18 protein-coding genes and 1 pseudogene are annotated in these 23,534 nt (G+C 73.1%); 15 read left to right on the top strand and 4 right to left on the bottom strand.

Translation table 11 applies throughout. From position 1 onward, the window contains the following. Positions 1-10: 10 nt before the first annotated feature. Positions 11-469, top strand: a pseudogene (locus tag ACGFZN_RS19075) (DUF6099 family protein); the annotation flags it as partial. A gap of 187 nt (positions 470-656) precedes the next feature. Beyond that, complete coding sequence (locus tag ACGFZN_RS19080) at positions 657-1,580, top strand: LLM class F420-dependent oxidoreductase (protein ID WP_393859629.1); 924 nt, start codon at positions 657-659, stop codon at positions 1,578-1,580. Positions 1,581-1,665: 85 nt separating this feature from the next. Here ACGFZN_RS19080 and ACGFZN_RS19085 read toward each other — a convergent pair whose 3' ends face one another. Next, on the bottom strand, positions 1,666-2,832 hold the full coding sequence (locus ACGFZN_RS19085) for an alanine--tRNA ligase-related protein (protein WP_393859630.1): 1,167 nt from the start codon (positions 2,830-2,832) through the stop codon (positions 1,666-1,668). Positions 2,833-3,225: 393 nt separating this feature from the next. Between ACGFZN_RS19085 and ACGFZN_RS19090 the strand changes: the two genes are divergently transcribed. The 8 genes from ACGFZN_RS19090 to ACGFZN_RS19125 all read left to right on the top strand — a co-directional run bounded on the left by ACGFZN_RS19090 (position 3,226) and on the right by ACGFZN_RS19125 (position 14,910). Next, positions 3,226-4,167, top strand: a complete 942-nt coding sequence (locus ACGFZN_RS19090) for a hypothetical protein (protein WP_393859631.1) — start codon at positions 3,226-3,228, stop codon at positions 4,165-4,167. A 62-nt stretch (positions 4,168-4,229) separates the two neighbouring features. Further along, positions 4,230-5,801, top strand: a complete 1,572-nt coding sequence (locus ACGFZN_RS19095) for a 3' terminal RNA ribose 2'-O-methyltransferase Hen1 (protein ID WP_393859632.1) — start codon at positions 4,230-4,232, stop codon at positions 5,799-5,801. After that, on the top strand, positions 5,798-8,341 hold the full coding sequence (locus ACGFZN_RS19100; protein ID WP_393859633.1) for a polynucleotide kinase-phosphatase: 2,544 nt from the start codon (positions 5,798-5,800) through the stop codon (positions 8,339-8,341). The genes ACGFZN_RS19095 and ACGFZN_RS19100 overlap by 4 nt, the downstream gene beginning before the upstream one ends. Before the next feature lie 202 nt (positions 8,342-8,543). After that, complete coding sequence (locus ACGFZN_RS19105) at positions 8,544-10,391, top strand: RiPP maturation radical SAM C-methyltransferase (protein ID WP_393859634.1); 1,848 nt, start codon at positions 8,544-8,546, stop codon at positions 10,389-10,391. Next, on the top strand, positions 10,388-10,918 hold the full coding sequence (locus ACGFZN_RS19110) for a DUF5825 family protein (RefSeq protein WP_393859635.1): 531 nt from the start codon (positions 10,388-10,390) through the stop codon (positions 10,916-10,918). The genes ACGFZN_RS19105 and ACGFZN_RS19110 overlap by 4 nt, the downstream gene beginning before the upstream one ends. Positions 10,919-11,014: 96 nt before the next feature. Further along, positions 11,015-12,238 carry an arginine deiminase gene (locus tag ACGFZN_RS19115; RefSeq protein WP_393859636.1) on the top strand — a complete coding sequence of 408 codons (1,224 nt, stop codon included), beginning with the start codon at positions 11,015-11,017 and terminating at the stop codon, positions 12,236-12,238. A 92-nt stretch (positions 12,239-12,330) separates the two neighbouring features. Beyond that, positions 12,331-13,347, top strand: a complete 1,017-nt coding sequence (gene argF / locus ACGFZN_RS19120; protein ID WP_393859637.1) for an ornithine carbamoyltransferase — start codon at positions 12,331-12,333, stop codon at positions 13,345-13,347. Between the two features lie 114 nt (positions 13,348-13,461). Continuing rightward, positions 13,462-14,910, top strand: coding sequence for an amino acid permease (locus ACGFZN_RS19125; protein ID WP_393859638.1), 1,449 nt, complete (start codon positions 13,462-13,464; stop codon positions 14,908-14,910). Here the strand turns inward: ACGFZN_RS19125 and ACGFZN_RS19130 are convergent. Then, positions 14,867-15,322: an ATP-binding protein gene (locus ACGFZN_RS19130; protein WP_393859639.1), complete on the bottom strand. Its 456-nt coding sequence runs from the start codon at positions 15,320-15,322 to the stop codon at positions 14,867-14,869. The genes ACGFZN_RS19125 and ACGFZN_RS19130 overlap by 44 nt on opposite strands. 293 nt (positions 15,323-15,615) lie before the next feature. Between ACGFZN_RS19130 and ACGFZN_RS19135 the strand changes: the two genes are divergently transcribed. From ACGFZN_RS19135 to ACGFZN_RS19145, 3 genes are read left to right on the top strand one after another with little or no spacing between them, the layout of a single operon-like run. Then, positions 15,616-16,443 carry an enoyl-CoA hydratase family protein gene (locus ACGFZN_RS19135; protein ID WP_393859640.1) on the top strand — a complete coding sequence of 276 codons (828 nt, stop codon included), beginning with the start codon at positions 15,616-15,618 and terminating at the stop codon, positions 16,441-16,443. Between the two features lie 6 nt (positions 16,444-16,449). After that, positions 16,450-18,771 (top strand): bifunctional salicylyl-CoA 5-hydroxylase/oxidoreductase, encoded by a 2,322-nt coding sequence (locus ACGFZN_RS19140; RefSeq protein ID WP_393859641.1) that lies wholly within the window; start codon positions 16,450-16,452, stop codon positions 18,769-18,771. A 58-nt stretch (positions 18,772-18,829) separates the two neighbouring features. Beyond that, entirely contained in the window at positions 18,830-19,309 is a 480-nt protein-coding gene (locus ACGFZN_RS19145) for a hypothetical protein (protein ID WP_393859642.1), read from the top strand. Positions 19,310-19,321: 12 nt separating this feature from the next. Here ACGFZN_RS19145 and ACGFZN_RS19150 read toward each other — a convergent pair whose 3' ends face one another. Together ACGFZN_RS19150 and ACGFZN_RS19155 are read right to left on the bottom strand one after the other, a co-directional pair. Continuing rightward, complete coding sequence (locus tag ACGFZN_RS19150) at positions 19,322-20,134, bottom strand: PaaX family transcriptional regulator C-terminal domain-containing protein (RefSeq protein WP_393859643.1); 813 nt, start codon at positions 20,132-20,134, stop codon at positions 19,322-19,324. Between the two features lie 15 nt (positions 20,135-20,149). Continuing rightward, positions 20,150-21,847 carry an AMP-binding protein gene (locus ACGFZN_RS19155; protein ID WP_393859810.1) on the bottom strand — a complete coding sequence of 566 codons (1,698 nt, stop codon included), beginning with the start codon at positions 21,845-21,847 and terminating at the stop codon, positions 20,150-20,152. Positions 21,848-21,956: 109 nt separating this feature from the next. Between ACGFZN_RS19155 and ACGFZN_RS19160 the strand changes: the two genes are divergently transcribed. Both ACGFZN_RS19160 and ACGFZN_RS19165 read left to right on the top strand, forming a co-directional pair. Then, positions 21,957-23,090: an acyl-CoA dehydrogenase family protein gene (locus ACGFZN_RS19160; RefSeq protein ID WP_393859644.1), complete on the top strand. Its 1,134-nt coding sequence runs from the start codon at positions 21,957-21,959 to the stop codon at positions 23,088-23,090. Beyond that, entirely contained in the window at positions 23,087-23,485 is a 399-nt protein-coding gene (locus ACGFZN_RS19165; RefSeq protein ID WP_393859645.1) for a RidA family protein, read from the top strand. The genes ACGFZN_RS19160 and ACGFZN_RS19165 overlap by 4 nt, the downstream gene beginning before the upstream one ends. The last annotated feature ends 49 nt before the right edge of the window (positions 23,486-23,534 follow it).

Consider the following 23,534-nt stretch of genomic DNA (forward strand, 5'->3'; position numbering starts at 1 on the left):
GGGGCGACGCATGGATGCGATACGGCTCATCCTGTCGAGCAGGCGTGCGCTGGCGTGCGGCGCCGACGCGGGCGAGATCATGACGGAGGTCTGGCAGGCCCAGGCCCTGGCCCAGGCGATCGGCAGCCGGCTTGCCGTCTCCGGCCCGCCGGAGCTCCGCGGCGAGGCGCTCGGCCTGACCGAGCTGGCGGGCCGGGGCTGCGGAGTCCTGGACCCGCCCGAACTGGACCTGGGCGCCCTGCGCGCCGCCCAGCTCACCGAGCTGGCCGACGCCCGCGAGACCCTGCTCTGCCTCGGGGGCCTGCTCGGCGAGGTCGGCATCGCCCTGGTCGGCATGGCGAGTTCGGCCGACGACGAGACGACGTACTGGCAGTGCATGGAGGCCATCGACGCGGCCGACGAGTCCCGCGACCGCGTCGTCGAGATGCTGCGCAAGCTGGCGGCGCGCGAGGAGGCGTTACAGCGGGACGAGACGTTGCGGGACGAGGCACTACGGGTGGAGACGTTACGGATGGAGACGTTACGGGGGGAGGCGGCACTGCACGGGGACGAGAGACCGGAGGGGGAGGAGGCGGCGGTGCGGGAGAACGGCCGCCGCAACAGCCCGTCGGGCGCCCTGGGCACATGACCGGGGACGCGGTGTGCAGGATAGATGTATGGACCTTCGAATCTTCACCGAGCCCCAGCAGGGGGCCACCTACGACACCTTGCTCGCCGTGGCGAAGGCCACCGAGGACCTCGGCTTCGACGCCTTCTTCCGTTCCGACCACTACCTGCGCATGGGCAACGCCGACGGCCTGCCCGGCCCCACGGACGCCTGGATCACCCTGGCCGGCCTGGCCCGCGAGACCCGCCGCATCCGCCTCGGCACGCTGATGACGGCCGGCACCTTCCGGCTGCCCGGCGTGCTCGCCATCCAGGTCGCCCAGGTCGACCAGATGTCCGGCGGCCGGGTGGAGCTGGGCCTCGGCGCGGGCTGGTTCGAGGAGGAGCACCGGGCGTACGGCATCCCGTTCCCGAAGGAGAAGTTCGCCCGGCTGGAGGAGCAGCTGGCGATCATCACCGGGCTGTGGGCGACCGAGGTGGGCAAGACCTTCGACTTCCACGGCACGTACTACGACCTGACCGACTCGCCCGCGCTGCCCAAGCCCGCCCAGACGAAGGTCCCGGTGCTCATCGGCGGCCACGGCGCGACCCGTACGCCGCGGCTGGCCGCGCAGTACGCGGACGAGTTCAACATCCCCTTCGCCTCCGTCGAGGACAGCGCGCGGCAGTTCGGCCGGGTGCGTGCGGCGGCCGAGGCGGCCGGGCGGGGCGCGGACGCGCTGACGTACTCCAATGCGCTCGTGGTCTGCGTCGGCCGGGACGACCGGGAGGTCGCCCGCCGCGCCGCCGCGATCGGCCGCGAGGTGGACGAACTGAAGGCCAACGGCCTGGCCGGCTCGCCCGCCGAGGTCGTCGACAAGATCGGCCGGTACGCCGAGATCGGCTCCCGGCGGATCTATCTGCAGATCCTGGACCTCGACGACCTGGACCACCTGGAACTGATCTCCGCGCAGGTCCAGGCGCAGCTGTCGTAGGCGCACGACCGCCGGGAAGGCGGGCCCCACCCCGCCGTGACGACGTGCCCCGTGACCGGAACCACGGCTCCGGTCACGGGGCACGTCACTCCTCCCGCAGGCTCATGACCAGATCGCGGGGCAGGCCGTGGGTGTCGTGGAGATGGTGGAAGTCCTCGTCCGTCAGCGGGCCCCGGAACCGCGGCCGGGCGAGCACCTGCCGGCCGCGTTCCAGAAGCCGGCCGAACCGCCGCTCCTCCTCCAGCAGCAGCCGGTGCACGGCGCCGGGGTCCCCGTGCTGCCGGAAGTGGTCGAGGGTGTGCACGACCAGTTCCTGCGGCAGGTCTCCGAGGCTGCGCGAGCGGTCGTCCCGCCACAGCACGGTGAGCACCCGTCGCACCAGGCGGCGCAGCACGTAGCCCCGCCCGGTGGCGGCCGGGCGCACCCCGTCGCCGATGACCACGACGGCCGAGCGCAGATGGTCGCAGACCAGGCGCAGCGACGGTTCGTCCAGCGGCCACAGGGGCGGCAGGAGACGGCGCCAGGGGTCGAAGACGTCACACTCGAACACCGACGACCTGCCCTGGAGCAGCGAGGCGAGCCGTTCGACGCCCAGCCCGGTGTCCACGTTGCGCTGCGGCAGCGGCACCACGGAACCGTCCTCCAGACGGCGATGACGCATCATCACGTGGTTCCACACCTCCACCCAGCGGTCGTCGCGGGTGGGGGTCGACCGGGGCGGGGTGTCGCCGGTCCACAGGAAGATCTCCGAGTCGGGCCCGCAGGGGCCCACCGGGCCGTTGGACCACCAGTTGTCCTCCACGGTGAGCTCGACGGGGACACCGCGCTCCTGCCACAGCCGCAGCGAAGCGGTGTCCGGCCCGAGCCGCTCGTCGCCGCCGAACACGGTGGCGTGCAGCAGGCCCGGATCGACGCCCAGTCCCTCCGTGAGCAGCCCGTATCCCCAGTCGAGGCTCAGCGGGCCCTCGTAGTCGCCCAGCGACCAGGTGCCGAGCATCTGGAACACGGTCAGATGGGTGGCGTCGCCGACCTCCTCAAGGTCCGTGGTGCGCAGACAGCGCTGCACATTGACCAGCCGCCTGCCCAGGGGATGGGGCCGCCCCTCCAGATACGGGGTGAGCGGATGCATACCGGAGGTGGTGAACAGCACCGGGTCGCCGGGCGGTGGCAGGAGCGTCGAGCCGGAGATCCGGCGGTGGCCGCGCTCCTCGAAGTACTCGATGAACGTGCGGATGACCAGATCGGTGTTCATGGGGGTGACTCCTTTGCGGCAGGGCGGGGGAGGCACCGGAGAACGGGACCGTGCGGTCGTCGCACCGGGCAGGAGGGCGAGGATGCCGGGGAAGCACCGACGGGCCGTTTCCGGTCGCCGGTGGACAGAGGAACGTCAGGCGGCGGCAACCGGCGAGCTGGTCGCTCGCGCGGTCGCGGTGGTGTTCCGGCCGGTGACATCCATGGGTGTGACCGTAACCCGGCCCGTGCGCCGGCGCACCTGCATTTCCGCCCTGGCGCACCGTTCTCACCGGCCCGGCGGCTCGCGGAGGCCGACGCCCCTGATGTGCTCGTGACACATCTGTGAAGTCGCCGTGCCGGAACTGTGGGTTCCATCACGGCGCCCGTGATCCGGAGCTGATCGGATGACCGGGTGCGCAGAGTCCTCCCCCTCGCCCTCACCGGCCTGTTCGCCCTGTCGGCCTGCCAGTTCGCCGGTCACGACGACCCCGCCGGCAAGGCCCGCGGCCTCAACACCATGGCGGCGCTCCCGCTGCACGCCTACGTCCCCGATTCCGGGTCGGACGGCGCGAAGGCCGTCGGCAGGGCCCAGTGGATCCTCGGGAAGCAGTGCATGGTCCGGCTGGGCTTCACCGGGTTCGCGACCCTCGACACCGAGTCCGTCGCGTCGACCGACCCGGTCCGGCAGGACACGGTCACGGAGGACGCCGGCATGCCCGGCGACGACACGCCGTACGGCGTCGTCGACCCCGACCTGGCCGCCGGACACGGCTACCACAACCGCACGCCGGACTCCGCCGGCCGGTACCAGAGGTGGCCCGCCGACCAGTACGCCGCGCTCACCGGATCCTTCGAGCCCGGCGACAGCCACGTCGCCCACGGCCACCGCATCCCCGAGGGCGGCTGCCTGGGCCAGGCGATGCGCAAGATCTACGGCGCCCCGCCCAAGCCGGCCGAGGTCGCCGGCATCAAGCTGACCGGCTACTACTCGCTCGCCCTCGAACTCTGGCACGACTCCCGCGAGCAGGCGAGCAAGGACCCCGCCTGGAAGGAGGCGGACCGGGCGTGGTCGGCCTGCATGAAGAAGAAGGGCTTCCGCTACGCCAGCCCGGACAAGGCCGCCTACGACTCCGACTGGTTCGGGCACACCGAACCGTCGGAGAAGGAGAGGAGGACGGCGACCGCCGACGCCCGCTGCAAGCTCGGCACCGGCTACGTCCCCGCCGTCCACGCCTTGGAGGTCCGGACCCAGAAGGCCGCCATCGTCCGGCACCGGCAGAGCCTCGACGCGCTGCGGGCGGCCGAGGAGCGGGCGATTCGGAAGGCGCGGAAGATCGCAGGCCACGCGTCGTGACGACCGGGGCACGATGAGAAAACCGGTGGTCGGCGCGGCTGGATACCGGAAGACTCGGACGTGTGTTCCTGACGATCTCCACGCGCGGCGACGCCGCCCACCCGGCCACCGACCTCGGGTACCTGCTGCACAAGCACCCCGGCAAGGCGCAGAAGTTCTCCACGTCGTACGGCACGGCGCACGTCTTCTACCCGGAGGCGGACGACCGGCGCTGCACGGCCGCGCTGCTGCTGGAGGTCGACACGCTCGCGCTGGTCCGGCGGGGCAGGGGCAAGGGACGCGGCGGCGCCCCCGACGCTGCCCTCGCCCAGTACGTCAACGACCGCCCCTACGCGGCCTCCTCGCTGCTCGCGGTCGCGCTCAGCGGCGTGTTCTCCAGCGCGATGAAGGGCACCTGCCACGCCAGGCCCGGACTTCCCGGCCGGCCAAGGCCGTTGCGCATCGAGGTGCCCGCGCTGCCCGCGCGTGGCGGACCGGAGCTGGTACGGCGGCTCTTCCAGCCGCTGGGCTGGACGGTCGCCGCCGAACCGGTCGCCCTGGACGCCGAGTTCCCCGAGTGGGGCGACTCGCGGTATGTGCGTCTCGTCCTGGAGTCCGAGGCGCTGACCCTCGCCGAGGCCCTGCGTCACCTGTATGTCCTGCTGCCGGTCCTCGACGACGCCAAGCACTACTGGGTCTCCTCCGAGGAGGTCGAGAAGCTGCTGCGGGCCGGTGAGGGCTGGCTGCCGGGCCACCCGGAGCAGAAGCTGATCACCAGCCGGTACCTCTCGCGCCGCTGGTCGCTCACCCGGCAGGCGATGGAGCGGCTGGAACTGGTCCGCCTGGCCGAGGCCGACGACAGCGAGGTCGAGGAGATCGACAACGCCGTGCCGGAGGACACCGAGGCGGATGCCGAGGGGACGGATGCCGAGGCGACGCACCGCGGGCAGGGGGACGCCGGGGAGACCGAGGCCGGGGAGACCGAGGCCGGGGAGAAGCCGGTCCCGCTCGCCGTCCAGCGCCGCGAGGCGATCCTCGCCGCCCTGCGCGACCACGGCGCCGCCCGCGTCCTCGACCTCGGCTGCGGGCAGGGCGAGTTGGTCCGGGAGCTGCTCAAGGACGTCCGGTTCACCGAGATCCTGGGCGTCGACGTGTCCGTGCGGGCGCTCACCATCGCCTCCCGGCGGCTCAGGCTCGACCGCATGGGAGAGCGGCAGGCGTCCCGCGTCCGGCTCGTGCAGGGCTCGCTCGCCTACACCGACAACCGGCTCAAGGGCTACGACGCCGCCGTGCTCAGCGAGGTGATCGAGCACCTGGACCTGCCCCGGCTGCCCGCCCTGGAGTACGCGGTGTTCGGGCACGCCCGCCCGCGCACGGTCCTCGTGACCACTCCGAACGTCGAGTACAACGTCCGCTGGGAGACCTTGCCCGCCGGGCACGCCCGGCACGGCGACCACCGCTTCGAGTGGACGCGCGAGGAGTTCCGCACCTGGGCGCAGACGGTGGCCGGACGGCACGGCTACTCCGTGCGGTTCGCGCCCGTCGGACCGGACGACCCCGAGGTCGGCCCGCCCACGCAGATGGCCGTGTTCACGATCGGCACCGAGAAGACCGAGAAGACCGAGAAGACGGAGAAGGAGGCGAAGGCCGCATGAGCGAGATCCGGAAGCAGGGGCGGGTGCTCCCCGTCACCGACCTCTCCCTCGTCGTGCTCGTCGGCGCCTCCGGCTCCGGCAAGTCCACCTTCGCCCGCCGGCACTTCAAGCCCACCGAGGTGATCTCCTCCGACTTCTGCCGCGGTCTGGTCTCCGACGACGAGAACGACCAGAGCGCCACCCGGGACGCCTTCGACGTGCTGCACTACATCGCCGGCAAGCGGCTGGCCGCCGGCCGCCGCACCGTCGTGGACGCCACCAGCGTGCAGCAGGACGCCCGGCGCCAGCTGCTCGACCTGGCCCGGCAGTACGACGTGCTGCCGATCGCCATCGTGCTGGACATACCGGAGGAGGTGTGCGCCGAGCGCAACGCGGCCCGCACCGACCGCGCCGACATGCCCCGCCGGGTCATCCAGCGGCACGTCCGCGAACTGCGTCGCTCCCTGCGCCACCTGGAGCGCGAGGGCTTCCGCAAGGTGCATGTGCTGCGCGGCGTCGAGGAGGCCGAGAACGCCACCGTCGTCACCGAGAAGCGCTTCAACGACCTGACCCACCTCACCGGCCCCTTCGACATCATCGGCGACGTCCACGGCTGCTCCGCCGAACTGGAGGCGCTGCTCGCCAAGCTGGGCTACGCCGACGGCGTCCACCCCGAGGGCCGTACCGCCGTGTTCGTCGGCGACCTGCTCGACCGCGGCCCCGACACCCCGGGCGTGCTGCGCCGGGTGATGGCGATGGCCGAGTCGGGCAACGCGCTGTGCGTGCCCGGCAACCACGAGAACAAGTACGGCCGCTACCTCAAGGGCCGCAAGGTCCAGCACACCCACGGGCTCGCCGAGACCATCGCGCAGATGGAGGGCGAGAGCGAGGAGTTCAAGGAGCGCGTCCGCGCGTTCCTCGCGGGACTGGTCAGCCACTACGTCCTCGACGGCGGCAGGCTGGTCGTGTGCCACGCCGGCCTGCCCGAGAAGTACCACGGCCGCACCTCCGGCCGGGTCCGCAGCCACGCCCTGTACGGCGACACCACCGGCGAGACCGACGAGTTCGGGCTGCCGGTGCGCTATCCCTGGGCGGAGGACTACCGGGGCCGCGCGGCGGTGGTCTACGGCCACACCCCGGTCCCCGAGGCCACCTGGCTCAACAACACGATCTGCCTGGACACCGGCGCCGTCTTCGGCGGCAAGCTGACCGCGCTGCGCTGGCCGGAGCGCGAGCTGGTCGACGTACCGGCCGAGCGGGTCTGGTACGAGCCGGCGAAGCCGCTGCGCTCCGAGGCGCCCGGCGGGCAGGACGGCCGGCCGCTGGACCTGGCGGACGTGTACGGCCGCCGGGCCGTGGAGACCCGGCACGCCGGCCGGGTGGCGGTCCGCGAGGAGAACGCGGCGGCGGCCCTGGAGGTCATGAGCCGCTTCGCGATCGACCCGCGGCTGCTGCCGTACCTGCCGCCGACTATGGCGCCGACGGCGACCTCGAAGGCCGAGGGCTACCTCGAGCACCCCGAGGAGGCCTTCGCGCAGTACGCGGCGGACGGCGTCGAGCGGGTCGTGTGCGAGGAGAAGCACATGGGCTCCAGAGCGGTGGCCCTGGTGTGCCGGGACGCGGAGGCGGCGCGGAAGCGGTTCGGCGTGGACGGCCCGACAGGTTCCCTCTACACCCGCACCGGGCGCCCGTTCTTCGACGACGCGCGGGTGACCGAGGAGATCCTCGGCCGGCTCCGCTCGGCGATCACGGACGCCGGTCTCTGGGACGAACTGGCCACCGACTGGCTGCTGCTGGACGCCGAGCTGATGCCCTGGTCGCTGAAGGCCTCCGGCCTGCTGCGCAGCCAGTACGCGGCCGTCGGCGCCGCGTCCGGCGCGGTGTTCCCGGGTGCGCTGGCCGCCCTGGAGGCCGCCGGCGCACGGGGCGCGGACGTGGGCGGCCTGCTGGAGCGGCAGCGGGAGCGCGCGGCCGACGCGGCCGCGTTCACCGCCGCCTACCGCCGCTACTGCTGGACCACCGACGGCCTGGACGGCGTACGCCTGGCCCCGTTCCAGCTGCTCGCCGTCCAGGGCCGCAGCCTCGCCGCGCTGCCGCACGACGAGCAACTGGCCCTGATCGACAGGCTGGTGGAGCACGACGGCACCGGGCTGCTGCAGACCACCCGGCGGCTGTACGTCGACACCGGCGACCCCGAGTCGGTGCGCGCGGGCGTCGACTGGTGGCTGGAGATGACCGGCCGAGGCGGCGAGGGCATGGTCGTCAAGCCGGTCGGCGCCCTGGTCCGGGGCGGCGACGGGCGGCTGGTGCAACCCGGCGTCAAGTGCCGGGGCCGGGAGTACCTGCGGATCATCTACGGCCCCGAGTACACCCGCCCGGACAACCTCGCCAGGCTGCGGCAGCGGTTCCTGAACCACAAGCGGTCCCTCGCGCTGCGCGAGTACGCCCTCGGCCTGGAGGCCCTGGACCGGCTCGCGGACGGCGAGCCGCTGTGGCGGGTGCACGAGGCGGTGTTCGGGGTGCTCGCCCTGGAGTCCGAGCCGGTCGACCCGCGCCTGTGACCGCCGGGCACCCGCTCCGTCACACGACGCCCTTGTGTCGCACACACATCTGTCCATATGGTGGACGGCCGTGCGGCACAAGGGTGTTCGCGCGCCGACGGGGAGGAACCGGCATGGAGATCAAGAAGATCGTGGTCCGCGAGGAGGAGCGGGGCACCGGGCGGCGGCCGGCGATCCTGGAGAAGCGGCCGACCCGCTGAGCATGCGCGTCCACCTGGTCACGATGCCCTGGCATCCGCTCGACCTGCCCTCGCTCCAGCTCGGCCTGCTGAACCGGCTGGTCCGGCGCGCCGAACCCGCCGCCGAGGTGACCGAGTTCCACGGCTCGCTGCGCTGGGCGGAGTTCCTGCTGGAGCGCTCCGGCGGCCGGCTGCGGCCGGGCGACTACGTCTCCGTCGGCAGCGACGCCATCTTCCACGGCCTCGGCGACTGGGTCTTCTCCGGCGTCCTGTACGACGACCCGGACTGGGGTCTGGCCCGGCTGCGCGCCTACGCCGCCGAGCGGGACGTCTTCATCGGCACCGCCGTCGCCATGCGGCCGTACGCCGCCGCGTTCGTCGCCGCCTGCGCCGAGGAGGTGCTGGCGGCCCGGCCGGACGTCGTCGGGTTCACCAGCACCTTCATGCAGAACGTCGCCTCCCTCGCGCTCGCCCGGGAACTCAAGCGCAGGCGGCCGGAGCTGACGGTGGTCTTCGGCGGCAGCAACTGCGACGGGCCGATGGGCCATGCCCTGCACCGCAACCACCCCTTCGTCGACCACGTGGTCCGCGGCGAGGCCGAGTACGCCTTCCCGGCCCTGTTACGGCACCTGGCGGACGGCACCGACCCCGTCGACGTGCCGGGACTGTGCTGGTGGGACGGCCCGGTCCCGCGCGCCAACCCCGCCGCCCGGCGGACCGTGGCCCCGGCCGACATCCCCGAGCCCGACTACGACCAGTGGCAGGCCGCGCTGGACGCCTCCCCGGTGCGGGAGTACGTCCATCCGAAGCTCGTCGTGGAGGGCGCCCGCGGCTGCTGGTGGGGCGAGAAGCACCACTGCACCTTCTGCGGGCTCAACGGCTCCGCCATGACCTTCCGGGCCAAGCCGGGGGAGCGGCTGTGGGCGGAGACCGCCCGGCTGGTGCGCCGGCACCGCGTCCTCGACGTGGTGACCGTCGACAACATCATCGACATGGCCTACTTCCGCGACTTCCTGCCCCGCGTGCGGGACAGCGGCTGGGACCTGCGGCTGCACTACGAGGTCAAGTCCAACCTCACCCCCGCCCAGGTGCGGCTGCTCGGCGAGTCCGGCGCCGTGCACATCCAGCCCGGCATCGAGAGCCTGGGCAGCCGGGTGCTGGACCTGATGGACAAGGGCGTCACCGGCGCGCGCAACGTCCGCACCCTGCGCGAGTGCGAGAACCACGCCCTGACCTGCTCCTGGAACCTGCTCTACGGCTTCCCCGGCGAGACGGACGACGACTACACACCGGTGATCGACCAACTCCCCGCGCTGGTCCACCTCCAGCCGCCGAGCGGCGCCCACCGCATCCAGCTGGAGCGGTTCAGCCCGCACTTCACCGACCCGGGCCTCGGCTTCGGCAAGCGCCGCCCGGCCCGGATGTACCAGCACGTCTACCAGCTGCCCGAGGACGAACTCGCCGACCTGGTCTACCTGTTCGACACCGAGGACGCCGGCATCGGGGGAGCGGTCGAGCGGCGCCTGCGGGACGCCGTGGCCGCGTGGCGCGCCGGGCACGCCGGCTCCCGGCTGCTGTTCGAGGAGGAGGGGGAGCACCTGGTGGTCCACGACCGCCGGCAGGGCCGGCCGCCGGCCGTGCGCCGCTTCACCGGCTGGCAGGCCGACGCCCTGCGCAGCCTCCAGGACGGCCGCACCGTCCCGGCCCTGCACCGGATGCTGACCGCCGAGGGCTCCGGGCCGGCGCTCCAGGCCCTGACGGAGTGGGTCCGGCACGCTCATCGGCTGGGCCTGCTGTTCCGCGACGGGGCCACCTATGTGTCGCTGCCGACCTGGGGCGAGCCGGTCCGCCTGCCCGAGGGCGCCGCATGAGCGCGCCGCCCGGCGAGGTGCCGTACCGGCTCGCCGGACGCGAGGCCGACGTGGCGCGGGCGCTCGACCTGAGCGGCACGGGCCGGGCGACGGCGGAGGCGGTGCGCTTCCTGCGCGAGTGCGAGAGCCGGGGGCTGCGCGTCACCTGGCGGGCCGCGGGCAGCCCGTCGTACGACCCCGGACTGCTCCACCACCTCCCGCCGCCCCTGGAACTGCCGGGTCACGAGGGCGAGTTGGCGAACTGGCGGGCCGCCTACTCCTACGGAAGCCTCCATCACCGGCGCGGGCCCGGCTTCGTCACGGTCCTGGACCGCAGACAGCGGGGCACGGCCGTACGGCTCACCCTCGACCACCCCGGTCTGCTCGCCGCCTTCCTCCGCCTCCAGGAACCCGCGCCGCTCGACGCCGTCGACCCGGAGGCCCTGGCGCTGCTCACCGCCGAGCGGCTGGTGCTGGCCGCCGGGGGCTGGGCCGTCGCGCTGCCCCCGCGCATCCGCCGCTGGCCGGTCCCCTGCACCGCGCTCTGAGGGCACCACCGCTTGTCGTCAGCGGGACGAAAACAGAAGAGGTCGGAAACGGTCGACAAGGGCGTGAAGACGGGCGCGGACGGCCAGGATGGAGGCATGGCATACCACGTCGACTCCGAGGCCGGTCGGCTGCGCCGGGTGATCCTGCACCGGCCCGACCTCGAGCTCAAAAGGCTCACCCCGAGCAACAAGGACGCCCTGCTCTTCGACGACGTGCTGTGGGTGCGCCGGGCGCGCGCCGAGCACGACGGGTTCGCCGACGTCCTGCGGGACCGCGGCGTCGCCGTCCACCTCTTCGGCGACCTGCTCGCCGAGACGCTCCGGGTGCCCGAGGCCCGCGCCCTCGTCCTCGACCGGGTCTTCCACGAGAAGGAGTACGGCCCCCTCGCCGCCGGCCATCTGCGCGCCGCCTTCGAGGCGATGCCCGCCCGGGAGCTGGCCGAGGCGCTGGTGGGCGGCATGACCAAGCGGGAGTTCCTGCAGGGCCACGCCGAGCCGACCTCCGTCCGCTTCCATGTGATGGACCTCGACGACTTCCTCCTCGGCCCCCTGCCCAACCACCTGTTCACCCGCGACACCTCCGCCTGGATCTACGACGGGGTCGCCATCAACGCCATGCGGCTGCCGGCCCGGCAGCGGGAGACGGTCCACTTCGAGGCGATCTACCGGTACCACCCGCTGTTCCGCGACGAGACCTTCCACGTCTGGTCCGAGGGGCAGGCCGACCACCCCTCCACCATCGAGGGCGGCGACGTCCTGGTGATCGGCAACGGCGCCGTCCTGGTCGGAATGAGCGAGCGCACCACTCCGCAGGCGGTGGAGATGCTGGCGTACAAGCTGTTCGCGGCGGGCTCGGCGCGCACGATCGTCGCGCTCGACATGCCCAAGCGGCGCGCCTTCATGCACCTCGACACCGTGATGACCATGGTCGACGGGGACACCTTCACCCAGTACGCCGGGCTCGGCATGCTGCGCTCGTACACCATCGAGCCGGGGGTCTGCGAGAAGGAGCTGAAGGTCACCGACCATCCGCCGGAGCACATGCACCGCGCGATCGCCGCCGCGCTCGGCCTCGGTGAGATCCGGGTGCTGACCGCCACCCAGGACGTGCACGCCGCCGAGCGCGAGCAGTGGGACGACGGCTGCAACGTGCTCGCCGTCGAGCCCGGGGTGGTCGTCGCCTACGAGCGCAACTCGACCACCAACACGCATCTGCGCAAGCAGGGCATCGAGGTGATCGAGATCCCGGGCAGCGAGCTGGGCCGGGGGCGGGGCGGGCCGCGCTGCATGAGCTGCCCGGTGGAGCGGGACGCCGTGTAGCGCCGTCCCGCGGAGCGAGATGCCGTATATAAATGTGGAGGGTCGTATAGACTTCCAATAGTCACGTGTTCTCGTACCCTCTGGAGCGCCCCATGGCGACAGCCCCGACCGCCCTCGCCGGCCGCCACTTCCTCAAGGAGCTGGACTTCACCGAGGAGGAGTTCCGCGGCCTGGTCGAGCTGGCAGCCGAGCTGAAGGCCGCCAAGAAGGCCGGGACGGAGACGCAGTACCTGCGCGGCCGGAACATCGCGCTGGTCTTCGAGAAGACCTCGACGCGCACCCGCTGTGCGTTCGAGGTCGCCGCCGCCGACCAGGGCGCTCACACCACCTACCTGGACCCGTCCGGCTCGCAGATCGGGCACAAGGAGTCCGTGCGGGACACCGCCCGCGTGCTGGGCCGGATGTTCGACGCCATCGAGTACCGCGGCGACAGCCAGGCCAAGGTCGAGGAGCTGGCGGCGTACGCCGGGGTGCCCGTCTACAACGGGCTCACCGACGACTGGCACCCCACCCAGATGCTCGCCGACGTGCTCACCATGACCGAGCACAGCGCCAAGCCGCTGCGCGACATCGCCTTCGCCTACCTCGGCGACGCCCGCTTCAACATGGGCAACTCCTACCTGGTCACCGGCGCCCTGCTCGGCATGGACGTGCGGATCGTGGCCCCGAAGAGCTACTGGCCCGCCCAGGAGATCGTCGACCGCGCCCAGGAGCTGGCCGCCTCCAGCGGCGCCCGGATCACCCTCACCGAGGACACCGCCGAGGGCGTCGTGGGCGCCGACTTCGTCGCCACGGACGTGTGGGTCTCCATGGGCGAGCCCAAGGAGGTCTGGGCCGAGCGGATCGACGCCCTCGCGCCGTACGCCGTGACCATGGACGTGCTGCGCGCCACCGGCAACCCGGACGTGAAGTTCCTGCACTGCCTGCCGGCCTTCCACGACCTGGGCACCCGGGTGGGCCGCGAGATCCACGAGACCTACGGCCGCGACTCGCTCGAGGTCACCGACGAGGTCTTCGAGTCCGCCCACTCGGTCGTCTTCGACGAGGCCGAGAACCGCCTGCACACCATCAAGGCGGTGCTGGTCGCCACACTCGGCCGGCACGCCTAGTACCCCGTCCCCACCAGCCCTTATCCTGGCCGACGGCCCGGCACACCCCAGCCTCGGGCCGTCGCCGCGACCCACCAGGTCGCCCGCACATCCCAGAAACGAGCACCACCCGCAATGCCCGCTCCCCGCATCAAGTCCCCGCACCTGCTGGTCGCCGAATCCGGCGCCGACCGCGAGGGACACGGCCTGAAGCGCACGATGGGCCTGTTCCAGCTCATCTGCTTCGGCGTCGGCGCCATCGTCGGCACCGGCATCTTCGTCGGCCTCTCCGACTCCGTCGCCCAGGCCGGCCCGGCCGTCGTCGTCTCCTTCGTCCTCGCCGCGATCACCTGCGTCTTCACCGCCTTCTCCTTCGCGGAGCTGGGCGGCGCGATCCCGGTCTCCGGCTCCTCGTACTCCTTCGCCTACGCCGGCCTCGGCGAGTCCACCGCCTTCCTGGTCGGCTGGTGCCTGCTGCTGGAGTACGGCGTGTCCATCTCGGCCGTCGCCGTCGGCTGGAGCCAGTACGTCAACGAACTGCTGCACAGCCTCACCGGCCTGCAGCTGCCGGCCGCGCTGTCCGCGGGACCCGGCGACGGCGGGATCATCAACCTCCCGGCCGTGATCGTGATCGCCATGGCGTCCGTGCTGCTGGTGCGCGGCGTGCGCGAGAGCGCCCGGGCCACGGCCGCCATGGCCGCCGTGAAGCTCGTCATCCTGCTGGCCTTCTGCGCCGTCGGCTACAGCGCCTTCAAGCACGGCAACCTCACCCCGTTCTCCCCGGCCGGCCTCGGCGGCATCGGCGCGGGCACCACGGCCGCGTTCTTCTCCTACATCGGCTTCGACGCGATCACCACGGCCGGCGAGGAGGCCAAGAACCCGCGCCGGGACATCCCCGTCGCGATCATGGTCTGCATGGGCATCGTCACCCTGCTGTACTGCGCGGTCGCGGTCGCCGCGATCGGCGCCATCGGCAGCGACCAGGTCGCCGGCCGCCCCGCCGCTCTCTCCTACGTCGTCAACGAGGTCACCGGCTCGACCGTCGGCGGCGGGGTCATCGCCTTCGGCGCGGTCGTCGCCATCGCCTCGGTCGTCCTCGCCGTGATGTACGGCCAGACCCGCATCCTGATGTCGATGTCCCGGGACGGCCTGATCCCGCGCGTCTTCGAGAAGGTGAACCCGAAGACCTCCACCCCGGTCGCCGGCACCCTGATCGTCGCCGTGGTCTTCGCGCTCCCGGCGGCCTTCGCCTCGCTCGACGCCGTGATGAACCTGTGCACCATCGGCACCCTCGCCATCATGGCCGCCGTCAACATCACGGTGATCACTCTGCGCCGCCGCGAGCCCGGCCTCAGCCGCAGCTTCCGGGTGCCGCTGTACCCGGTCGGCCCGCTGCTCGGCGTCGCCTTCTGCCTGTACCTGATGTACGAGACCGGCTGGCGGACCTGGGCCCAGTTCGCCGTGTTCCTCGCGGTGGGCCTCGCGATCTACGCCGCCTACGGCCGCCGGCACTCCACGCTGGCCCAGGCCGCGCCCGAGGTCACGCCGAGCGCCGCCGCTGAGCGGGAACCGCAGGGAGTCTGAACCACACCGCCTTGCCCCGCGGGGTGGGGCGGTGCCCGCAGGACGAGCTGAGGGCGCGGATCAGCAGCAGCCCGCGGCCGCCCTCCTGCCAGACGTCGGGCTCCTCGATCACCGGCCGGGTCAGATGGCCGGGCGGCGCCGGGTCCGGGTCGTGCACCTCGACCTGGCAGCCGCCCGGCAGCAGCTCCACCACCAGCTCGATCGGGCCGCGCCCGGCGGTGTGCTCCACCGCGTTGGCCACCAGCTCCGCCGTGAGCAGCTCGGCGGTGTCGCAGTCGGCCGGGTGCTCCACCTCGGCGAGGGCCGAGCGCACCAGGGCGCGGGCCGCGGGCACCGCGGCCGCGGTGTGCGGCAGCGCGATGCGCCAGGATGCCGGTTCGGTGGGGCGTTCGTGCAAGGTGAGTCCGTTCATGGAGCAGGTTGTCCTGCTTTCGACTTGGCAATGGTACGGGCCCGGCCCCGGGGACCGACGGCGGGCTGCGCCCGGGACCCCCGGCCCCGGTACCGGGCGGCTTACCCACGCGAACGGCCCGGCTCGCCCGCTCGTCCCCACTGTTACGGCGCTGTCGCCGACCGGTGACGCACGTGACCGGATCCGGCCGAACCACCTGGCATGTCGCGCACTCGTGACGACAGTCACAAAGAAGTGATAACTTCGGGGGACAGCGCAACGTACGGCACCGCCGCCCAAGGAGGCCGCACGTCATGAGTCCCTTCACCGGCTCCGCCGCCCGCACCCGCGACTGGGAGCATCTGCGCCTCCGGATCGCCGACGGGGTCGCCACCGTCACCCTCGCCCGCCCCGAGAAGCTCAACGCGCTCACCTTCGGCGCCTACGCCGACCTGCGCGACCTGCTCGCCGAGCTGTCCCGGGAGCGCTCCGCGCGCGCCCTGGTGCTGGTCGGCGAGGGGCGGGGCTTCTGCTCCGGCGGCGACGTCGACGAGATCATCGGCGCCACCCTCGGCATGGACACCGCACAGCTCCTCGACTTCAACCGGATGACCGGCCAGGTGGTCCGGGCGATCAGGGAGTGCCCCTTCCCCGTGATCGCCGCCGTCCACGGCGTGGCGGCCGGCGCCGGAGCGGTGCTGGCGCTGGCGGCCGACTTCCGCGTCGCCGACCCGAGCGCCCGCTTCGTCTTCCTCTTCACCCGCGTCGGCCTGTCCGGCGGCGACATGGGCGCCGCCTATCTGCTGCCCCGTGTCGTCGGCCTCGGCCACGCCACCCGCCTGCTGATGCTCGGCGAACCGGTCCGGGCCCCCGAGGCCGAGCGGATCGGCCTGATCAGCGAGCTGACCGAGGAGGGAGGCGCGGACGAGGCCGCGCTGGCCCTGGCCCGCCGCCTGGCCGACGGCCCGGCCCTGGCGTACGCCCAGACCAAGGCCCTGCTCACCGCCGAACTGGACATGCCCCTCGCGGCGGCCGTCGAGCTGGACGCCTCCACCCAGGCCCTGCTGATGAACGGCGAGGACTACGCGGAGTTCCACGCGGCCTTCACCGGGAAACGCCCTGCGAAATGGCGAGGAAGGTGAGCGCTCATGCGCGTGGCGGTCATCGGCGGCGGCCCCGGCGGGCTGTACGCGGCGGCGCTGCTGAAACGGCTCGACCCGGCCCGTGAGATCACCGTCTGGGAGCGCAACGCCCCGGACGTCACCTTCGGCTTCGGCGTGGTCCTCTCCGACGAGACCCTCGGCGGCATCGAACACGCCGACCCCGTGGTCTACGACGCCCTGCAGCGCGACTTCGTCCGCTGGGACGACATCGACATCGTGCACCGGGGCGTCACCCACCGCTCCGGGGGACACGGCTTCGCCGCGCTGGGCAGGCGGCGGCTCCTCGCGATCCTGCACGAGCGCTGCCGGTCCCTCGGCGTGGACCTGAGGTTCGCCACCGAGGCGCCCCGCGCGGACACGCTCTCGGCCGAGTACGACCTCGTCGTCGCCGCCGACGGGGTCAACAGCACCACCCGCGCCGCCCACGCCGACGTGTTCGAGCCCCGGGTGACGACCCACCGCTGCCGCTACATCTGGCTCGCCGCTGACTTCCCCTTCGACGCCTTCCGCTTCGAGATCGCCGAGACCCCGCACGGCGTGATGCAACTGCACGGCTACCCCTATGCCCACCCGTCTCCCGACCACCACCCCTCAACGGGGCCCTCCGGGCCGCAGAATCAATTCGGCGCCTCCACCGTGATCGTCGAGATGCGGGAGGAGGTGTGGCGGGCGGCGGGGTTCGACGAACTCGAACCGGACGAATCCGTCGAGCGCTGCGCCAAGATCTTCGCCGACGCGCTCCGCGGCCGCCCCCTGCGCTCCAACAACTCCGCCTGGACCAGCTTCCGCACGGTGGTCAACGGCCGCTGGTCCCACGGCAACGTCGTCCTGCTCGGCGACGCCGCGCACACCGCCCACTTCTCCATCGGCTCCGGCACCAAGCTGGCCGTGGAGGACGCGCTGGCCCTGGCCGCCTGCCTGGAGGAACAGCCCGACGTGCCCAGCGCGCTGGCGGCCTACGAGGAGGAGCGCAAACCGGTCGTCGCCTCCACCCAGCGGGCCGCCCGGGCGAGCCTGGAGTGGTTCGAGAACCTGCGGCTGTACCTGGACCAGCCGCCCCGCCAGTTCGCCTTCAACCTGCTCACCCGCAGCCGCCGCGTCACCCACGACAACCTCCGGCTGCGCGACGCCCGCTTCACCGCGGCGGTCGAGCGGGAGTTCGGCTGCCCGCCCGGCACGCCGCCGATGTTCACCCCGTTCCGGCTGCGCGGCCTGACCCTGCGCAACCGGGTCGTGGTGTCCCCGATGGACATGTACTCCGCCACCGACGGCGTCCCCGGCGACTTCCACCTCGTCCACCTGGGCGCCCGCGCGCTCGGCGGGGCCGGACTGGTCATGACCGAGATGGTGTGCGTCAGCGAGGACGGCCGCATCACGCCGGGCTGCGCCGGTCTCTACACCGGCCGGCAGGCGGAGGCATGGCGCCGGGTCACCGACTTCGTGCACACCCGCGCGCCCGGCACCGCGATCGGCGTCCAGCTCGGCCACGCGGGCCGCAAGGGCTCCACGCGGGTGATGTGGGAGGGCATGGACGAGCCGCTGCCCCACGGCAACTGGCCGCTCGTGGCCGCCTCCCCGCTGCCGTACAGGCCGGGCAGCCAGACACCGCGCCAACTGTCGAGGGCCCAGCTCACCGACATCCGCGAGCAGTTCGCCGCCGCCGCCTGGCGGGCCGCGCGGGCCGGGTTCGATCTGCTCGAACTGCACTGCGCGCACGGCTATCTGCTGTCCGGCTTCCTCTCCCCGCTCACCAACCACCGCACCGACGCCTACGGCGGCTCGCCGGCGCGGCGGCTGAGGTTCCCGCTGGAGGTCTTCGACGCCGTACGCGCGGTGTGGCCGGCGGAGCGGCCGATGACGGTCCGCATCTCGGCCACCGACTGGGCCGAGGGCGGCACCACCGCCGAGGACGCGGTGGAGATCGCACGCGCCTTCGCCGCGCACGGCGCCGACGCGATCGACGTGTCCACCGGGCAGGTCGTGGCCGGGGAGCGGCCGGAGTTCGGGCGGTCGTACCAGACGCCGTACGCCGACCGGATCCGGCACGAGGTGGGCGTCCCGGTGATCGCCGTGGGCGCGATCTCCTCGTGGGACGACGTCAACTCCCTGATCCTCGCCGGACGGACGGACCTGTGCGCACTGGCCCGCCCGCACCTGTACGACCCGCACTGGACCCTGCACGCGGCGGCGGAGCAGGGGTACGAGGGTCCGGGCGCCGTCTGGCCCGCGCCCTACCGGGCCGGCAGCCGCCGTCCCCAGACCGGCCGCACGGACGCCCCGAAGCCCCGCCTGACCCTCGGCGGCTGAATTGTCAGTGCCGTCTGCTGTACTCGACTCGTGAGGCGGTGAGACGAACGGAGACATCATGGGCGTGTCGCACGAGTACTTCCTCGCCCGCGACCGGGGCACGGCGGTGGAGCGGGTCATCGGGGCGGACGGTGCCTGGCTGGGCGCGGACGGGCTCGATGTGGGGGGCATGGATCCTCACCTGGCGCTGCCCCGGCTGATCGCCTTCGCGACGGGCACACCGCCCGCCCGCGGGGAGCGGCCGGAACTGGTCTCGCCCGACCCGGACGAGGTGCCGTACCCCGACGAGACGCTGGTGGTGTCCGGGACCGTCTGGGACGAAGGGACGTTCCTCGAGGAACTGCCCGACGCCTGGCGGGACGCGCTCGCCGACGTGGTGGAGGACGCGGTGCCGATGCTCGCGCTCCAGGCGTGCGACATGGGCGACGCACACTTCGCCGACTACCTGCACGCCGAGGACGACATCCGTACGTTCGTGGGCCTGGCCGACCGCGCCCGGACAGAAGGAGCACACCTGTACTGCCTGACCTACCTGTGAAACAGCCCCGCCTCACAGCCCGGCGAACTCGGCCCCGGCGTCGCGCAGTCGGCGGTGCAGGCCCTGGAACACCTCCGCCGAGCGCAGCCCGGGCCAGCCGGCGGGCAGCAGCCGGGTGGGCAGGCCGGGGTCCGTGTACGGCAGATGGCGCCAGGAGTCGAGGGCGAGGAGGTAGTCCCGGTAGGCCTCCTCGGGCGGGGTGTCCGGCCGGCGCTCCCAGTCGCGCAGCACCGGGCCGTGCGCGTCGAGGAAGTGCTCGTGCTCCTTGGCGATCGCGGTCAGGTCCCACCAGCGGGCGACCGCCTCGGCGGTCGGCGCGAAGCCCAGGTGCGCGCCGCGGAACAGGTCCACGTACGGATCGAGGTGCAGCCGGCGCAGGGTGTGCTCGGTCTCCTCGTACAGCCGGGCCGGAGCGATCCACACGCCCGGGGCCGCCGTGCCGAAGCCGAGGCCGGCCAGCCGGGAGCGCAGCACGTGCCGCTTCTGCCGCTCCGACTCCGGCACGGAGAACACGGCGAGCACCCAGCCGGCGTCCGCGACGGGCGGGGTGGCGTAGATGCGGCGGTCGCCGTCCTCCAGCAACTGCCGTGCCTCCGGGGAGAGTTGGTAGCCCGCCGCGCCGGACTCCGTGCGGGCCGGCAGCAGCAGGCCGCGGCGTTTGAGCCGGGACACCGAGGACCGGACCGAGGGCGCGTCCACGCCGACCGCGGCCAGGAGCCGGATCAGCTCGGCGACGGGCACCGGGCCGGGCATGTAGCGGCCGTACGCGCCGTAGAGCGTGACGATGAGGGACCTGGGGGCGTGCTGCTCGGACACGTTGATCATTTTAGGTCGTCGGCGTCACCGCCGGTCACCCTCGCGGCGCAGCCGGAACCGCTGCAGCTTGCCGGTGGCGGTGCGCGGCAGCGCGTCGAGGAAGACGAACTCGCGCGGGCACTTGTACGGCGCCAGCTCGGCCGTGAGGAAGGCGCGCAGGGAGTCCGGGTCGCGCCGGGCGCCCTCGCGCAGCACGGTGTAGGCGACCGCCACCTGCCCGCGGGCCTCGTCCGGGCGGCCCACGACCGCGGCCTCCACCACGTCCGGGTGCCGCAGCAGCGCGTCCTCCACCTCCGGGCCGGCGATGTTGTACCCGGCCGAGATGATCATGTCGTCGGCGCGGGCCACGTAGCGGAAGTAGCCGTCGGGCTCGCGGACATAGGTGTCACCGGTGACGTTCCAGCCGGCGCGCACGTACTGCCGCTGCCGCGGGTCGGCGAGATAGCGGCAGCCGACCGGGCCGCGCACCGCGAGTAGCCCGGGCTCGCCGTCCGGCACGGGCCTGCCGTGCGCGTCCTGCACCCGCGCCCGCCAGCCCGGCACCGGCACGCCCGTGGTGCCCGGCCGGATGTCCTCGTCGGCGGCGGAGACGAAGATGTGCAGCAGCTCGGTGGCGCCGATGCCGTTGATGATCCGCAGCCCGGTGCGCTCGTGCCAGGCCCGCCAGGTGGCCGCGGGCAGGTTCTCGCCGGCCGACACACAGCGCCGCAGCGAGGTCACGTCGTGCCCGTCGAGCCGGTCCAGCATCGCGCGGTAGGCGGTCGGCGCGGTGAACAGGACGGAGACGCGGTGCTCGGCGATCGCGGGCAGCAGCCGGCGGGGGTTGGCCTCTTCCAGGAGCAGGGAACTGGCGCCCGCCCGCATCGGGAAGACCACGAGTCCGCCGAGGCCGAAGGTGAAGCCGAGCGGGGGAGAGCCGGCGAAGACGTCGTCCGGCCGGGGGCGCAGCACATGCCTGGAGAAGGTGTCCGCGATGGCCAGCACGTCCCGGTGGAAGTGCATGCATCCCTTCGGGCGGCCCGTGGTGCCGGAGGTGAACGCGATCAGGGCCACGTCGTCGGCGGCGGTGTCCGCGGCCCGGTACGGCGTCTTCGGGGCGGGCCGGCGCAGCAGGTCGTCGGGGCCGTCGCCGCCGTACGTGGTGATCCGCAGCCCGGGTATGTCGGCCTTCGCCAGGTCCTCCACCGACCGGATGTCGCACAGCGCGTGCCGCACCAGGGCGATCTCGCACATCGTCGCCAGCTCGTGCGGGCGCTGCTGGGCGAGCACGGTGACCGCTATCGCGCCCGCCTTCAGCACGGCCAGCCAGCAGGCGGCGAGCCAGGGCGTGGTGGGGCCGCGCAGCAGCACCCGGTTGCCGGGGACCACGCCGAGGTCGCCGGTGAGCACGTGCGCGATCCGGTCGACGTGCGCGCGCAGGTCGCCGTAGGTCCACGGGGGGCCGGCCGGGGTGCGGAAGACCGGCCGGTCCGCCGCCGCGTGGCCGAGCAGCTCGGCGGCGCAGTTCAGGCGCTCGGGGTAGCGCAGCTCCGGCAGGTCGAAGAGCAGCTCGGGCCACTCGTCGGGGGGCGGCAGGTGGTCGCGCGCGAAGGTGTCGACATGGGCCGAGCGATGCATGGCGGTTCGCCCCCTTGCCGTGACAAACGTCGAAGACGGGCGTCGTGGTGGGCACCGGCGTCCTGGTGGGCTCGCAGACCGAGCGTATCGTGTTGGTGACGGCAGTCAACCTTCCGCGATAACGTCGTCGGCGGGTGGGCAGCACCCGCGAGGCCGGCCCGCTCGACAGCGAACGTGACGGGCCGTGCCGGCCCCGACCGGAGGGAGGACGGCAGTGCCCGCTTTCTCACTCGAACCGGAGCAGGCCGCCTGGTGCGCCGAGCTGCGCGCGACGGCCGCCGAACGGCTGCGGCCGCTCGCCGACAAGGGCGAGCCGGGGCACGTCAACCGGCCGCTCGTCGCCGAGCTGGGCCGACTCGGGCTGCTGACGCGGCTGTTCGGCTCCGGCGCGCTGGACCTGTGCCTGATGCGCGAGTCCCTTGCGCAGTCCTGCACCGAGGCCGAGACCGCGCTCGCCCTGCAAGGGCTCGGCGCCCACCCGGTGCACGCGCACGGCACCCCCGCCCAGCGCGAGCGCTGGCTGCCCCGGGTCGCCGACGGCAGCGCGGTCGCCGCCTTCGCGCTGAGCGAGCCCGGCGCCGGTTCGGACGCGGCCGCGCTGTCCCTCACCGCCGAGCCCGACGGTGCCGGCTGGCGGCTCACGGGCGCCAAACGCTGGATCTCCAACGCCCCCGAGGCCGACTTCTACACCGTCTTCGCCCGCACCACACCCGGCGCCGGCGCCCGCGGCGTGACCGCCTTCCTCGTCCCCGCCGACCGGCCCGGACTCACCGGCACCGCGCTGGAGATGCTCTCCCCGCACCCCATCGGCGCCCTCGGCTTCGACGCCGTACCCGTGAGCGCCGCCGACGTGCTCGGCGAGGTGGACCGCGGCTTCGCGGTCGCCATGGGCACCCTGAACCTCTTCCGGCCCAGCGTCGGCGCCTTCGCGGTCGGCATGGCCCAGGCCGCGCTCGACGCCACCGTCGCCCACACCCGCCGCCGCGAGGCCTTCGGCGGCCGGCTGATGGACCGGCAGACCGTCGCCCACCAGGTCGCCGAGATGGCCCTGCGCACGGAGGCTGCCCGGCTGATGGTCTACGCGGCGGCAACGGCGTACGACGAAGGCGCCGCCGACGTCCCGAAGCGCGCCGCGATGGCGAAGCTGCTCGCCACGGAGACCGCGCAGTACGTCGTCGACACCGCCGTCCAGCTGCACGGCGCCCGCGCCCTGCGCCGCGGCCACCTCCTGGAGCACCTCTACCGCGAGGTGCGCGCCCCGCGCATCTACGAGGGTGCCAGCGAGGTCCAACGAGGCATCATCGCCAAGGAGTTGTACGCCCACGCCGACGACCGGGAGGTCCGGTGAGCACCGAGCGCGTCAACCCGCCCGAGCTGTCCCCGCCCACCGGGTTCTCGCACGCCGTCGTCGCCTCCGGCTCCCGCGTGGTGTTCCTCGCCGGCCAGACCGCCCTCGACGCCGGCGGCAGGATCACCGGCGACACCCTCCCCGAGCAGTTCGAGCGGGCGCTCGGCAACCTGCTCGCGGCCCTGCGCGCGGCCGGCGGCACCCCCGCCGACCTCGCCCGCGTCACCGTCTACGCCACGGACGTCGCCGCCTACCGCGGCCACGCCGCCCGCCTCGGCCGCATCTGGCGGGACCTGGCCGGCCGTCACTACCCGGCGATGGCCGTCGTGCAGGTCGTACGGCTGTGGGACGAGCAGGCGATGGTGGAGCTGGACGGCTTCGCGGTCCTGCCGTGACCATGCGGCCTCGTCACCGGCGGGCGCGTCCCGAACGGGCCCATGACGC

The sequence above is a fragment of the Streptomyces sp. NPDC048192 genome (genome assembly GCF_043202415.1).
Classification (GTDB): domain Bacteria; phylum Actinomycetota; class Actinomycetes; order Streptomycetales; family Streptomycetaceae; genus Streptomyces.

Bases quoted from the DNA above. Each gene is read 5' to 3' on its own strand.
- ACGFZN_RS19100 (WP_393859633.1), top strand. From the start codon at position 5,798: ATGAGCGAGATCCGGAAGCAGGGGCGGGTGCTCCCCGTCACCGACCTC.
- ACGFZN_RS19080 (WP_393859629.1), top strand. From the start codon at position 657: ATGGACCTTCGAATCTTCACCGAGCCCCAGCAGGGGGCCACCTACGAC.
- ACGFZN_RS19115 (WP_393859636.1), top strand. From the start codon at position 11,015: ATGGCATACCACGTCGACTCCGAGGCCGGTCGGCTGCGCCGGGTGATC.
- ACGFZN_RS19085 (WP_393859630.1), bottom strand. From the start codon at position 2,832: ATGAACACCGATCTGGTCATCCGCACGTTCATCGAGTACTTCGAGGAG.
- argF (WP_393859637.1), top strand. From the start codon at position 12,331: ATGGCGACAGCCCCGACCGCCCTCGCCGGCCGCCACTTCCTCAAGGAG.
- ACGFZN_RS19105 (WP_393859634.1), top strand. From the start codon at position 8,544: ATGCGCGTCCACCTGGTCACGATGCCCTGGCATCCGCTCGACCTGCCC.
- ACGFZN_RS19140 (WP_393859641.1), top strand. From the start codon at position 16,450: ATGCGCGTGGCGGTCATCGGCGGCGGCCCCGGCGGGCTGTACGCGGCG.
- ACGFZN_RS19125 (WP_393859638.1), top strand. From the start codon at position 13,462: ATGCCCGCTCCCCGCATCAAGTCCCCGCACCTGCTGGTCGCCGAATCC.
- ACGFZN_RS19130 (WP_393859639.1), bottom strand. From the start codon at position 15,322: ATGAACGGACTCACCTTGCACGAACGCCCCACCGAACCGGCATCCTGG.
- ACGFZN_RS19110 (WP_393859635.1), top strand. From the start codon at position 10,388: ATGAGCGCGCCGCCCGGCGAGGTGCCGTACCGGCTCGCCGGACGCGAG.
- ACGFZN_RS19135 (WP_393859640.1), top strand. From the start codon at position 15,616: ATGAGTCCCTTCACCGGCTCCGCCGCCCGCACCCGCGACTGGGAGCAT.
- ACGFZN_RS19150 (WP_393859643.1), bottom strand. From the start codon at position 20,134: ATGATCAACGTGTCCGAGCAGCACGCCCCCAGGTCCCTCATCGTCACG.
- ACGFZN_RS19145 (WP_393859642.1), top strand. From the start codon at position 18,830: ATGGGCGTGTCGCACGAGTACTTCCTCGCCCGCGACCGGGGCACGGCG.